Annotated in this window: 11 protein-coding genes and 1 pseudogene; 10 read left to right on the forward strand and 2 right to left on the reverse strand. The window is 45.6% G+C overall.

Features of this window, described 5'->3' with window-relative positions; genetic code table 11:
• Window positions 1-217 precede the first annotated feature (217 nt).
• The 8 genes and pseudogenes from MJO46_RS14990 (at window position 218) to MJO46_RS15020 (ending at window position 10,247) form a co-directional block, all read left to right on the forward strand.
• Window positions 218-943 carry a fumarate reductase cytochrome b subunit gene (locus tag MJO46_RS14990; protein WP_253989999.1) on the forward strand — a complete coding sequence of 242 codons (726 nt, stop codon included), beginning with the start codon at window positions 218-220 and terminating at the stop codon, window positions 941-943.
• A gap of 212 nt (window positions 944-1,155) precedes the next feature.
• Entirely contained in the window at window positions 1,156-1,827 is a 672-nt protein-coding gene (locus MJO46_RS14995; RefSeq protein ID WP_253990000.1) for a fumarate reductase cytochrome b subunit, read from the forward strand.
• 93 nt (window positions 1,828-1,920) lie between these two features.
• Window positions 1,921-3,927 (forward strand): fumarate reductase flavoprotein subunit, encoded by a 2,007-nt coding sequence (locus MJO46_RS15000; RefSeq protein WP_253990001.1) that lies wholly within the window; start codon window positions 1,921-1,923, stop codon window positions 3,925-3,927.
• A complete protein-coding gene (locus MJO46_RS15005) occupies window positions 3,927-4,658 on the forward strand; it encodes a fumarate reductase iron-sulfur subunit (RefSeq protein ID WP_253990002.1) in 732 nt (243 codons plus the stop codon). Before MJO46_RS15000 ends, MJO46_RS15005 begins: the two co-directional genes overlap by 1 nt.
• 327 nt (window positions 4,659-4,985) lie before the next feature.
• Window positions 4,986-5,087, forward strand: a pseudogene (locus MJO46_RS19930) (LysR family transcriptional regulator); the annotation flags it as partial.
• Between the two features lie 289 nt (window positions 5,088-5,376).
• Window positions 5,377-5,655 (forward strand): hypothetical protein, encoded by a 279-nt coding sequence (locus MJO46_RS15010; RefSeq protein WP_253990003.1) that lies wholly within the window; start codon window positions 5,377-5,379, stop codon window positions 5,653-5,655.
• A 241-nt stretch (window positions 5,656-5,896) separates the two neighbouring features.
• Complete coding sequence (locus MJO46_RS15015) at window positions 5,897-6,766, forward strand: hypothetical protein (protein WP_253990004.1); 870 nt, start codon at window positions 5,897-5,899, stop codon at window positions 6,764-6,766.
• Between the two features lie 22 nt (window positions 6,767-6,788).
• On the forward strand, window positions 6,789-10,247 hold the full coding sequence (locus tag MJO46_RS15020) for a zinc-dependent metalloprotease (protein WP_253990005.1): 3,459 nt from the start codon (window positions 6,789-6,791) through the stop codon (window positions 10,245-10,247).
• 114 nt (window positions 10,248-10,361) lie between these two features.
• Here the strand turns inward: MJO46_RS15020 and rho are convergent, their stop codons facing one another.
• Together rho and trxA are read right to left on the reverse strand one after the other, a co-directional pair.
• Entirely contained in the window at window positions 10,362-11,627 is a 1,266-nt protein-coding gene (gene rho / locus MJO46_RS15025) for a transcription termination factor Rho (protein ID WP_253990006.1), read from the reverse strand.
• A 212-nt stretch (window positions 11,628-11,839) separates the two neighbouring features.
• Window positions 11,840-12,166, reverse strand: a complete 327-nt coding sequence (gene trxA / locus MJO46_RS15030) for a thioredoxin TrxA (protein WP_037459347.1) — start codon at window positions 12,164-12,166, stop codon at window positions 11,840-11,842.
• A gap of 152 nt (window positions 12,167-12,318) precedes the next feature.
• Here trxA and rhlB point away from each other — a divergent pair, with 152 nt between their 5' ends.
• Complete coding sequence (rhlB, locus tag MJO46_RS15035; RefSeq protein ID WP_198781264.1) at window positions 12,319-13,638, forward strand: ATP-dependent RNA helicase RhlB; 1,320 nt, start codon at window positions 12,319-12,321, stop codon at window positions 13,636-13,638.
• A complete protein-coding gene (locus MJO46_RS15040) occupies window positions 13,639-14,559 on the forward strand; it encodes an exopolyphosphatase (protein WP_253990007.1) in 921 nt (306 codons plus the stop codon).
• Window positions 14,560-14,577: the final 18 nt, after the last annotated feature.

Genomic DNA, 14,577 nt, shown 5'->3' on the forward strand with positions numbered 1-14,577 from the left:
GTTTTATTTTTAAGCTTAACACTATGAAATATATTGGTTAATTGGTTTTACCTTTGTTTGGCTTTGCTGATTTTTTGTGATCATCTTCTAAGAGTTCCACTCTGCTCAGTGAGTTGGCTCACGCTTTAAATCTGTGACACTGAACGGTGATTTTGGTTGCTGTTATGGTGTAGTTTGCCCAGAGGTGCCAACGATAAACCACAAAGGTAGATGCAAGATGACAAGCGTAACGCGCGTTCACACGAGAGTGAGCACACCCTCACTAGGCCACCCTTGGTCGGCCAAGGCGGATAGATTACAGAGTGCAACGGGTATCTTACTCGGTTGCTTCCTGTTGCTGCATATGCATTTTGAGTCGAGTATTTTGCTGGGTAAAGAGGCATTTTACCATGTAGTTCAATTGCTTGAAGGCGGTATGTTTAGCAGCACGGGCCATGGTTTCCCGATAGTTACTAAAGTGTTTTCAGTGTTTATGCTAATGGTGGTGATAGTACATGCTGCGGTGGCGCTCAGGCGCTTTCCGGCACAGCTTGGGCAGTGGCGGGCACTGCGCTCACACCTTGGGGGCATTAAGCATAAAGATACCCATGCGTGGTTTTGGCAACTGATCACTGGCTTTATTTTATTTTTCTTAGTGCCAGTGCATCTCTTTACCATGATTTTGAATCCCGAAATTGGCCCGCATTTATCGGCCGAGCGGGTTTATCATGATAACGCTTGGTTGCTATACGCGTTATTGCTGCCTGCTGTGGTGGTACACGCCATGATTGGTTTGTACCGCGTGGGAGTAAAGTGGGGCTTGACCTTAAACCGCTCTGGTCTGCGTAAGCTCGCTAAGGTATTGATCATTTACTTACTCTGCCTTGGTGCTGCTAGCCTTGTTTCTTATATGTTTATTGGTAGCGAGCTGAGTCTCCCGGTGCAACCCTTTGTGCCTCACTAATTAGAAACCCAATCCTGCTGCATCAGGAGTGAGTTGTTGCAACTCACGGCTGCAGGATTTTGTTTCGCTGCTAATATTTAAGCATTCGATTAATTATTCGTCTCCTACTTGATCTAACTCAGGTTTTTGGGTGAATTTGTGAGCGATATTAATTTTGAGTAATGGGACTTATGGGATTGGCTTGATAGAGCTAACGGCGCGAGGCAAGAGCGATGGCGATTAAACTAAATATAAAAAAATGGAGTGCGTGGCTGGATCTAAGCCAGAGTTTATCGGGAGTCATTCTCGCGGTGTTTTTATGGACTCATCTAGTGCTTGTGTCATCGATCTTATTGGGGAGCGATGCCATGAGTTGGGTGGCGCGCACTATGGAGCTGAGTTTTCTCTCCGCCGATGGCCATGGCTACCCTTGGGTGGTGACTTGTATTGCTATCGGCATTGCGGCTTTAGCCTTAGTACATGTGCTGGTGGCACTACAAAAATTGCCGATGAGTTTGCGTCAGCAAAGGGCGCTGCAACAACAAATGCAAGTGATCAACCATGGTGATACACGCCTATGGCGCTGGCAGGCCATTACTGGAGTGGTGATTTTACTGCTATTGCCTGTGCATTTGTGGCTAATCGGTTCCGCGCCCGAGACCATAGGTCCACAGGGTAGCGCCGATCGTATTTGGAACCAAGGCGTGTGGATGCTGTATCTGCCGTTATTACTCACAGTGGAGTTACATGCGGCCATTGGTATCTACCGTGTGGCGTTAAAGTGGGGGGCTGCGCGGGATCTTAATAGCCGCAGCCGACTGAGAAAAATTAAGACCATAGTCAGCATACTATTTATCACAGTGGGGATCGCTTCCCTGCTGGCATTTTTACCCTATGCCAGTTAAAAGACAATAAAATCAATCAATAATGACGAGTTGCAACAAAGATAATATGCGAATAAACCCGACAATAACAGCAGATCCCATTAAGGAGCAGGCGTGAAACTGATTTATACCGATTCATTAGTGGTTGGTGCGGGGCTGGCAGGCTTAAGGGTGGCCATTGCCTCCAAAGAGCGTGGGCTCGATACCTTAGTTTTATCGCTTATTCCGGCCAAACGTTCACATTCGGCAGCCGCTCAAGGGGGAATGCAGGCGAGCTTAGGTAATGCCGTTAAGGGAATGGGTGACGATGAAGACGTGCATTTTCAAGACACAGTGAAAGGTTCTGACTGGGGATGTGACCAAGAAGTCGCGCGGATGTTTGCCCACTGCGCACCTAAGGCGGTGCGTGAGCTAGCTAACTGGGGCGTGCCTTGGTCAAGGGTGACGGCCGGCCCAAGGGAAGTGATAGTCAACGCGCAAAAGGTGACTCTCCATGAGGCGCAGGAAGCGCACGGACTAATCAATGCCCGCGATTTTGGTGGCACTAAGAAATGGCGCACCTGCTACACCGCCGATGGTACGGGTCACTCACTGCTATATGCCATGGATAACAAAGCGATTTCTATGGATATTCCCGTCCATGAGCGCGTCGAAGCCCTAGCACTTATTCACGATGGTAAACGTTGCCACGGGGTCATCGCCCGCTGCCTTATCAGCGGCGAGTTACGTGCCTATGTGGCTAAGTCTACAACGATTGCGACTGGCGGCTATGGCCGTATTTACGAGGTTTCGACCAATGCGATTATCTGTGAAGGCATAGGTCAAGCCTTAGCACTAGAAACGGGCGTCGCCACCCTAGGCAATATGGAAGCGGTACAATTTCACCCCACGGCGATTGTGCCCGTGGGCATTTTAACCACTGAAGGTTGTCGTGGTGACGGTGGTTTGCTGCGAGATAAAGATGGCTACCGCTTTATGCCGGACTATGAACCGGATAAAAAAGAGTTGGCATCCCGAGATGTGGTATCACGCCGTATGACGGAACATATACGTAAGGGTAAGGGTGTCGATAGCCCCTATGGGCCGCATTTGTGGCTAGATATTACCCTGCTGGGGCGAAAACATATCGAAACGAACCTGCGTGAAGTCCAAGAGATTTGTGAAAATTTCCTTGGTATCGATCCCGCGAAAGACTGGATCCCAGTGCGACCAACCCAGCATTATTCTATGGGCGGTATTCGCACTAATGCCACGGGTGAAAGCCCACAGCTTAAAGGTTTATTCAGCGTGGGTGAGGCGGCCTGTTGGGATATGCACGGCTTTAACCGTCTAGGTGGTAATTCGCTGGCCGAAACTGTGGTAGGTGGCATGATTATCGGTAAGTATGTTGCCGATTTCTGTGAAAATAATAGCCTTGAAATCGACACTAAACTTGCCGAACAGTTTATGCAGCAAGTGCAAGCTGAAATTGACACTTTGGTCGAGGGCGATGGCCACGAAAGCGCCTTTGCACTCAAACGTGAAATGCAACGCATTATGATGGATTATGTGGGGATTTTCCGTAATGGTCCTGAGCTAGATAAGGCCGTGGCCGAGCTTAAAGTGTTGCTGGAGCGTTCGCGCAAGCTTGGGCTTAAATGTAAAAAACGCCATGCTAATCCAGAGTTGGTCGAAGCCCTGCGGGTCAAGCGTATGCTCAAAGTCGCGCTAACTGTTGCCTGCGGCGCAGCGGCACGCACCGAGAGCCGTGGCGCCCATGCCCGAGAGGATTATCCGCAGCGCAATGACCGCGATTGGTTAAATCGCACCCTAGCGAGTTGGCCCGATGCCGACGCCCTTGAACCTGTGCTGGATTACGAAGCGCTCGATGTAATGAAAATGGAACTACCGCCGGGTTATCGTGGCTATGGTATCAACAATGCCATAGTGCATCCGGATACCGAAAAGCGCGAACAGCAAATTGCCGACATTCTGGCAGAGCTAGGAGAGGATGCGGACCGTTATCAGCGGCAACAGGCCCTTATGCCATTTGAGTTGCCACCGAGCCTGCAACCTAAGAACGAACGATTAAGTGATACTTTAAAAAGCCCATCTGCCAATGCGTTAGGAGAAAAATCATAATGAGCCAAGGTCGCACGCTCACCTTTAATATCTTTCGTTATGATCCGCAGGAGCCAAACGATAAGCCGAAAATGGTGCGTTATCAGTTAACTGAAACCCCTGGGATGACAGTATTTATCGCCCTGAATAAACTTAGGGAAGAGCAAGACACTTCCCTGCAGTTTGATTTTGTCTGCCGCGCCGGTATTTGCGGTAGCTGCGCTATGGTGATCAACGGCTTTCCAACGCTGGCTTGTCGCACCTTAACCGCCAAATACCCTAAGGGTGAAATTACCCTAATGCCGCTGCCAGGTTTTGAGTTGATTGGCGATTTATCGGTTAACACGGGTAAATTTATGCGTGAGTTAGCCGAACGCTTAAAGCTGTGGCTGCATCCCAAATCTAACGACATCAATGTGCATCGCTTAGAAGACCCTATGGATCCTGAGGAAGCTGCACGTTTATATGAATTAGAGCGCTGCGTCGAATGTGGGGTGTGCGTTTCAGCCTGTGCGACTAAGCAAATGCGTGAAACCTTTGTTGGCGCCGTGGGCATGATGAAAATCGCCCGTTTTGAAATGGACAGCCGCGATGCTCGCACAGCGGAGGATTTTTATCATGTGATCGGTAATCAAGATGGGGTATTTGGTTGTATGACCTTACTCGGCTGCCAAGATAACTGCCCTAAGGATTTACCGCATATGCAACAAATAGCCTATCTGCGTCGCAAAATGGCAATGACGTTGGTTTAACTCTTTTGACTGATTTGATTTTAAAATAGAAAGCGCCAAATTCGGCGCTTTTTTGTTAATGCGTTAGCAAGCATAACTCTTAGTGGAACTCGACTTTTCTATTCACACTTCATATATCCAGATTATCTAAAGAGCATATCACACTGACCTGAATGCGCTTGGATTTGCGCATTGATCGTACCCTAATGCACACTAAAGGTGCTTTGTACTTTGTCGGTATGTCGGTATCGATAAGTTCGGCGATGCGATTGAGTAGATGATGCTGGGCAATCATATCCTTGGTTTGAGTCTGGTTAATTGCATGGGTGATATCGGTAATATAGAGTTAACTGCTTATTTTATAAACTAGATAATTGAACCCATGACCAATGGCAATTTGAGCGTAATGGCCAGCAATATAGAGTCTGCGCTACGGGGAATCCTAGTGCCAAATATTCTCCAAAAATATCCTTCCGCAATGACATTGTGGTGGTATATGTAAATAATCGCACTGCATGTTGTTATTTATTTTTAAATAAATTTGTTTAAATTGTTTTTCTGAATGAGTCTTATTGTTTTATTTTGTGCTTTTTATGTTTATTTTTACTAAGTTTATCTGATCTAACTCATGTTTATTTTAATTTAATATGAGTTAGCTCTTGCTTGAGTTGAAATGATTTTTTGTTCGTGCGTATGATGCAATTAATGTATCGTTTTGTATCTTTGTTGTGGTGTTGCAGTGGATATTATTTATCGCATGACGTATTGGCGAACAATATTAACTAAATTGGCCACAAAAACTTATCCCAAAATACCCAAGCGCTTTATTTTCGCTGTGAGTGTGTGGTTGATATTCGGAATGTTATGGGTGAGCTTACCTGTGAAAATTACCCCGGCGCCTGATTATTTTGCTGTTGAAAGTATTGATTTATTGATTGCTTTGGTGGTGGTTTTTCAGATTAAGTATTTGATTAATAAGCATGTAATCATGGTCGGCGAATGTAACGCCCCCCTTTGAACTGGCTTTAGTCAAACGGATTTTGAAAGCATATTTCTTGGAATGTCTTTTTTTGTTTTTCTAAGTTTTATTTATTTCGTCTTAACCATATTTATATGTGGTTATATTACTAATATATAAGGTTGTTACTCGATTTTACTTAATTGGATAAAGTCCATTAAAGCAAGTACATCCTAGTGTTAAAAAAGAGCGCGTACTCTATATCGTTATTTTTCATTGAAACTATAAATCAAGGTTTATTATGCAACCAACGAATAATCAATATTATTCGTCGATATCTCGTCGGCGAAATAAATGGTCTGTGTTTATCTGCTTGCAGGTGATGTTGGCCAGTTTCTCATTTGTCGGCCAAGCATTAGCCGTCAATGAATTTGAGCTAGCAACGGATGCACAAGCAGCAAAATGGTCTGGCTACATTAATGCGGGTTTTACGCGAAACATTTATGACTCGGATAGTTATTACGCCTATCAAGCCTATAACATCGATAGCCGGATAGATTACAAGGCAAATTGGGGCAATGTGCTGCTTACCTTTGGGGGGGAAAAGCAAACATTGCATGGCAAAGAGTCCAGTTTCTATGACCCTTTGCTGGAGTACCGCACACCACTGTATGCCTTGAGTGATACAGTCTCACTGAAAGGCAGTTTAGGTGTGTATCTGCCCGCAGAGCGCGAATCAAAACTGGATCGGTTGCAATATGCGCCGCGTATTGCCGCGTACTTATTTTGGAGCCCGCTAGATAACCTGAGTTTTTATTTTTCACCGCGCTATCGCTACAACGCTTACCAATATAAAACCGCAGGTGAGCGCGTGTTAGTTGAACAGCAACTCGATGGATTACTCGATGCTTATTGGCAAATAACGGCCAATTGGTATTTGGATATGAATGGTCGTTATCGGATCTCCAAAAACTATTACGGTCGTCGACTCGATGATCAATTTACCTTTGCCCAAGAACTCGGTTGGTCATTTACGACTGACTGGGTGTTGGCCGTTGGTCACAACAATAGTGGTCGCTTCTATAACCCAGAAGTGGGGACATCTCAGGGATTTGAGATTTATGACAAAAAGAGTTCAACCTTTTATTTGTCAATTACTAAGTATCTATAAAAAAAGTAGTTAAGAGGAATCTATGAAGAAGTCCATGGTATGTCTGGCGATCACCAGCGCACTGACCCTTGTGGGATGTGGTGCAGGCGATGAGCCTTATAAAGAACTCCCGAAAGATGAAAAACAAGTCACCACTGCCGATATTGATAAAGCAACTGAGCGGCAATATCTGTACATTCGCAGCGTGGGTAAGGCTCCGCGCTATGCCGCCGAGGTGCGAGGTTTTACCCAAGGTGATCCTAAGTTGGTAACCTTGCATAAAACAGAGAATGGTATCCAAGTACGTCAAATTGACCGAGATAATATCGGATTAGGCCATGACAGCCGTTATCCTAATGAGTATAACCAAGCGCCAGTGTTAACCATTCCTGGCGAATATATCGACTTTAAATGTACTGAAGATAAGTGGCGTGAGTGTATTAACGTAGAGCAAGTTAACACCGATGCTAATTTAACATGGCAGGATAAGCGCTACTTTGTCCCCGATTTTGCCAAAGCTAAAATTGCCGAGTTGGGCATTAATGACATTTTCACCTTTGGTGAATGTGTGACTGAAACAGAAGCCCCACGACTAGTAAATACTCAAGGCCAAAAAGGCTATGAGATGGATTTAGCCAAGGGCGTGGTTAACTTTGAAATTGAGCATACCTATCAAGCTTCACCAAGTTGCTTTAACCAATTTTACGGTGGCAACCTCGACAACCTATCCTTTACGACCACTGAGTTTATTTCGATTGTGGCGGTGGATCAGTTAGCCAGTAAAGACTATCAAGCGATTCCCTATGCCGAAAACGAAAAGGGCACATTTGGTTTCTTTACCTCCTCTCATACCTATCGTGATTCGACTGATTCAGAGGGCGTTGATGGGTATGTGCGTACTTACTTGAATCGCTTCAATCCGGCCAAATCGGAACTGACTTATTACCTGAGTAATAATTTCTACGATGCGAAAAATAAACCCTTTTTGGATGCTGCCATTGAGTCTGTTACGGCAATTAACATTCAAAACAAGTTGTATAAAACCGGTTTCCCGCAGATAAAACTTGAGCAAGCCCACAATAAACGCCATGGCGACCTACGTTATAGCAACATTACCTTATTCGATGAGCCATTGGATAATGGCTTGGCGGGTTATGGCCCATCGGCGGCAAACCCGCTTACAGGGGAAATTGTGAGTGCGCGAGTCAATCAATACAGCTCGAATCTAAAACAAGGAGCAGTTCGTTATTATCGCCAAGTGCGTTTAGATTATAACAGAGGCAAACTGGACGCGAATTCAGTGACGTCGTTAACTGGCGAGCCATATGTTGCTCGTTTGGACCAGCCTGATGTCAGCTTGGATACCGCACCAGTTGAGGCGGCCGCATTTGAGCAACCGACTCAGCAACTTATCGCTGCACCCAAATCGATGTTATTAACACCCAAGGATAATAGTTTCGATGCCTTGGCGGAATTTGATGAAAAAACACAAGCGTTTTGGTCAGAAAATTCAATGATGCATGTGGATACCGTGTTTGCTACGGGCGGTAGCGATCGTGAATTACCTCGCGGTATTAAAGGCCATGAAATTGACTGGAAACAAGCTGAAATGTGGGTTGATGGTCAAGTGGGCGGTAAGCTAGCGGCATTTGAAGATCTGCCCATAAGTTTACAAGACTCCTTAACGACAGCACTAGCCGCACAAGCATTTGCCGGCACCTTGACCCATGAATTAGGGCACACTTTTGGCTTAAGACATAACTTTGCTGGTAGTCGCGACCACGACAATACTTTTAACCAAGCACAACTGACTGAGTTAAAAGCCGCCTTTAGCGATGCGGGTTACCCAGATATTACCGTTAATGCCGAGTTTTCAAGCCAAATGGATTACAACGTGAATCGGTTTGCGACCACGTTCGAGCCCTATGACTTAGCCGCGTTACGTTTTGGCTATGCCCGTGAAGTGGAAACTAAGACCAACGAATTTGTATCGCTCAAAGTGGAAGATGCTAAGCGTCGCGACGAACTCGCCAAAGGTGTGGTTAAAGGTGATACCCGATTTGGTGCGCTTTATAACATTGAGCAAAACAATAGCCTACGTCAGTATTCTTACTGCACTGATGAGCATGTGTCCCTTAACAGCAACTGTAATCGTGGCGATGCGGGTAAAAACTTAGATGATATTAATCAGTTCTATATCGAGAAGTATTTTGATAGCTACGAGACCATGAACCTACGCCATAATCGTCAATCTTTGTTTGAAGATCACAGCCTAAGTTACACCATCAATCGTAAAGCTCAGTTTGATGAAATACGTCAATTTATTGAAGATGTAAGCTTTTTAGAGCAATTATTTGGTTTAACTGAAAACTTTTTTGCCGGTGAATGTGAACGATTGGCGGCGACAGGAAGCGATGCTTGGTACTGTGCGAATCAGCGGGCGATGAATCAGTCGGCAGATTTTTTCCTTAAGCTGGTGGGCGAAAATGACGCGACCCTTGATGTGACATACAAGCAAGCCGATGGCAACGTAGCGTTAAGACAGCAGTACAATTTTGCCAAAGTGCTTGAGCAATATCGTTTTAAAAGTGGCGATATGAAGGCGAAGTTTGAGCCAGGTGAGGTGATAAGCCAGTTCTCTGATTCCCCAGAAGCCTTGAAAGAGTTGATCATTAAATCGCAAATCAATCCTAAATTTCAGGACTTATTAACGGCTGATGTCAGCTTTTCGGGTCGCTTACTCAACGGTATTAAAACGCCTGCATCTTCACCTAATCACCCCTATGTGAATGAGCGCGACGTGTTAGGGGTGTGGCCTGATAAATTGTTAGCCGTGAGAGCCTTAGTATCACGTACCACCCCTCGTAGTACATCAAGCCGCGGCTATAAAGCATTGGTTGATTTACCTAATGTGGGGCCAGTGTTCAAAGATATGCTGTGTAAGATGACCATGGGTGAGGGGCCTGGGCTGACTCGTGGTAGCACGCCGCTCTTTGCTGAAAGCTGTGGCACGAGTGGTAAACTCGATAGCTATCTGCCTTATTACACTGATTTTGCGCAAAAAAGTATTGAGCCATTGCCTAATTACGACCGTTCGGTATCACGTTACTTCCAATTCGATACTGTTAATGGGCAGCCAAAAGGTAAGAGTAATTTACTGCAGATGATATTACGCCAAGTGGTGCTTGCATCCGTTGACAGTGATTATCAAGGCGAGCAAAAAGCTAGGGTATGGCGTGAATACGTTGGTATTCGTTTAGCTGGTCCTGGATTGGCCACACAAGCGGAAGTGACGGTAAATGGTCGAGTGTATGCTGCGACCGCAGAAAACACTTTAGCGTTGGCACTGATTAACCGCATTAAAGAGATGGAAACCTTTAAGGCACAGACCGATGACGCCACGCTTGCCATCAAGTTAAACAACGGCACAGTAGGTGAGATAATTGATGGGCAGCTGAGCCGAGATCAGTTAGTACTCAGTTATTTACCCGTGCTTGATTAAGTCACTTGAATCGAGTGAGCCGCACCCGCGGCTTTTCAATGCATAAACATCTTCAATACATAAACAAAAGGCCGCTCAGTGAGCGGCCTTATTATGCATGCAATCTTGTATGGATTAAGACTTAGTGCGTTTCATCGCAGTGAAGAATTCTTCGTTGGTTTTAGTCATAGCCAGTTTATCGATCAGGAATTCCATTGCGCTGACTTCATCCATAGGATTTAAGATCTTACGCAGGATCCACATTTTTTGTAGCTCATCTTGATTGGTGAGCTTTTCTTCACGACGCGTACCGCTGCGGTTGAAGTCAATGGCTGGGAACACGCGCTTTTCTGCCGCTTTACGTGACAGATGCAGCTCTTGGTTACCTGTACCTTTGAATTCTTCGTAGATCACTTCGTCCATCTTAGAACCAGTATCGACCAATGCGGTGGCGATAATGGTTAAGCTGCCGCCGTGTTCGATGTTACGTGCCGCACCGAAGAAGCGTTTTGGACGGTGCAGGGCGTTAGCATCCACACCACCAGTTAACACTTTGCCCGATGAAGGAATCACAGTGTTATAGGCGCGGGCTAGACGAGTGATAGAGTCGAGCAGGATCACCACATCTTTCTTGTGTTCTACGAGGCGTTTAGCCTTTTCAATCACCATTTCAGCCACTTGTACGTGACGGCTGGCTGGTTCATCGAAGGTAGAAGCGATAACTTCACCCTTAACTAGGCGTTGCATCTCGGTCACTTCTTCTGGGCGTTCATCGATCAGCAATACCATCAACACCACTTCAGGGTTGTTATAGGTAATGGATTGAGCGATGTTTTGCAGTAATAAGGTCTTACCGGCTTTAGGTGGCGCAACAATCAAACCACGTTGACCTTTACCGATTGGCGAGCATAAATCCAGAATACGGGCAGTGATATCTTCAGTTGAGCCATTGCCGCGCTCCATACGCATACGTTCTTCTGCGTGGAGTGGGGTTAAGTTTTCAAAGAGGATTTTATTACGGGAGTTTTCTGGTTTATCGAAGTTAACTTCATTGACTTTCAACAGGGCAAAATAACGCTCACCTTCTTTGGGTGGACGGATTTTACCAAAAATGGTGTCACCCGTTCGCATGTTGAAGCGGCGAATTTGGCTTGGTGAGACATAAATATCGTCTGGTCCGGCTAAATAAGAACCGTCTGAGCTGCGTAAGAAGCCGAAACCGTCTTGGAGTATTTCTAATACACCACCACCGAAAATGTCTTCTCCACTTTTGGCGTGGGCTTTAAGGATTGAGAAAATAATGTCCTGCTTACGAGCGCGGGCCATATTTTCGAGTTTCATATTTTCGGCTAGCGAGACTAGGTCGGATATCGGCGTGTCTTTTAATTCAGTTAAGTTCATTTTGGGGGTCTTGTGTTACGCGACAAAGCTTACCGCGATCAATCAGTAAAGTTTGTGATTCAGGATAGTGATTGACGAGCGAGAAGTGGTTTAGTTAGAAAGAATCTGGTTATTAAAGTAGCACTAACAAAGCAGGGCGTCCAGAAATTTAGGGGGATTCCGGCACAATTAATTTATAGCCTGTGCCGGAGGTCACTCAATACGACAACAAATTAGATTTGTGCGTCGATAAACTCTTTTAATTGCGTTTTAGAAAGTGCGCCAACTTTAGTAGCCGCCAATTCACCGTTCTTGAATAACAGTAAAGTTGGGATACCACGAACGCCGTATTTCGCAGGAGAAACATTGTTTTGATCAACGTTTAATTTAGCGATAGTGACACGACCTGCGTACTCTTCAGCTACGTCATCAAGGATTGGCGCAATCATTTTACAAGGACCACACCACTCAGCCCAGAAGTCTACCAATACTGGTAAATCAGACTTTAATACGTCGTTTTCGAAGCTGTCGTCACTCAGGTATATAATTTTATCGCTCATGATGTTCTCCAGTTTGGTTGCCATTGCTGGTTTGTTAATGGCTTACCATGTATATTGGGGTTGAAAAATAGCTTTTCAAGTTACCTTTTTACAATGTGGCTATTTCAAACGATCGAGTATCTTATTGCAACCCCAAATGGTATGCTTGCGCTATGAGCGAAACACATTTATCTACCCAAAAATTTGCCGACCTTCCTCTACATCCAGAGGTAAAACAGGCTCTTGCAGAAAACGGCTTTGAATTTTGTACGCCAATCCAGGCGTTATCATTACCCGTATTACTTCAATCAAAAGATATCGCTGGTCAGGCCCAAACGGGTACTGGCAAGACAATGGCGTTTTTGGTTGCTACATTTAACCATTTATTATCGACCCCGATCCCTGAAGGTCGTCAGCTAAATCAACCCCGTGCCATTATCATGGCGCCGACCCGTGAACTGGCTATCCAGATCGCTAAAGACGCGATTCTGTTGGCTAAACATACCCATTTGAAGGTGGGTATTGTGTACGGTGGCGAGAGTTATGACGTGCAGCGTAAGGTGCTCGATCAAGGCGTGGATATCCTGATTGGTACCACTGGTCGTATTATTGACTACGTTCGCCAAGGGATTATCGGTCTCAATTCGATTCAGGCTGTGGTATTAGATGAAGCGGATCGGATGTTCGATTTAGGCTTTATCAAAGATATACGTTTTCTCTTTAGACGTATGCCTGAGGCAAATAAGCGCCTGAATATGCTGTTCTCGGCGACCTTATCTATGAAGGTGCAGGAACTGGCCTACGATCATATGAATGATCCGGTTAAGGTTGAGATTGCCCCCGAAGAAAAAACCTCCAAGAACATCAAAGAAGAAATCTTCTATCCTTCCCAAGAAGAGAAGATGCGTTTGCTATTGACCTTGATTGAAGAGGATTGGCCCGAAAAAGCCATCGTTTTTTCAAACACTAAGCACAGCTGTGAAAATTTATGGTCTTGGCTTGAGGGTGATGGTCACCGCGTAGGATTATTAACCGGTGATGTGCCACAGAAGAAACGTATCCGTATTCTTGAGCAATTTACCAGTGGCCAGTTAGATATCTTAGTGGCGACCGATGTTGCAGCCCGTGGTTTGCATATTTCTGATGTATCCCATGTCTATAACTATGATTTACCTGATGATTGTGAGGATTATGTACACCGTATCGGTCGTACTGGCCGCGCAGGTAACAAAGGGGTATCTATCAGTTTTGCCTGTGAAGAATATGCGCTGAACTTGCCGGCGATTGAAAGCTATATTAATCACTCCATTCCTGTGAGTAATTACGATAGTGCGGCGCTGCTCGATGATATTCCACAACCCGTTAAGATCCATCGTAAGCACCCCAGTGGCACGCGTAATTTACGTGAGCGTTCTGGAGCGGGTCGTCCCCAAGGTGCCCATCGTAGTGGTGGACGTCCACCTCGCCATGACAGGACGCGTAGACATTCGTAAATGCCAACACCCGCTTATGCCGCCATTACACTAGGCTCCAATAGCTTTAATATGCTGATCGCCAAAACAAAAGGTGGTCAGCCTCATATTATTGCTAAGTATAAGCGTAAGGTGAGACTAGCCGAAGGTATTGACGAGGACGGCACGCTAAATCAAGAGGTTATGCAACGTGGCCTCGATTGTCTTAGCATGTTTGCGCAGATGTTAGCCCAACATAAAATTCATCAAGATCACGTCGCTGTGATTGCCACTGCGACCCTTCGCTGCATCAATAATGCCGATGAGTTTAATCGGCGAGCATTACCTCTGCTGGGTCATCCTATTGATATTATTTCGGGTATGCGTGAAGCCGAGCTTATCTATCAAGGTATGGTTGCCACTACTTGTGGGCAAGGGCGCCGCCTAGTTATCGATATTGGAGGAGCGAGCACTGAGTTTATTATTGGTGATGGCCATCAAGTCTTGTTCAAAACCAGTTTGCCGATGGGAAGTGTTACCTATAATCGGCAGTTTTTCAGCAATATGCCCCTGCAGCAATTGGACTTTGATGATGCGAAACAGCAGGTGTTAGCAACACTGGCTGAACATAGAAAGACATTGCGTGACCTTGGCTGGCATTGTGTTGTAGGAGCCTCTGGTGCGGTGCAATCTGTGGTCGAGGTGCTAATGCATCGTAAACTGTCCGAAACCATTACGCTCAATGTGCTAAATCAGCTTAAGGCTGAAATTCTCGTTCAAGAGGACATGTTGCTCTCGGGTATCCCAGGTTTAAGCAGTGAACGCGCCCCAACCTTTGCGGCGGGCGTTGCTATCCTATTAGCTCTGTTTGAATTATTAAGCATAGAACAGTTGAACCTATCGGGCGGCGCACTGCGTGAGGGTGTATTGGTGATGCTCGCCCAACGGATAATTGAGAGCTAATACTTCTAGGATCTAGGG

It is taken from the genome of Shewanella sp. KJ2020 (assembly GCF_024197625.1).
GTDB lineage: Bacteria > Pseudomonadota > Gammaproteobacteria > Enterobacterales > Shewanellaceae > Shewanella.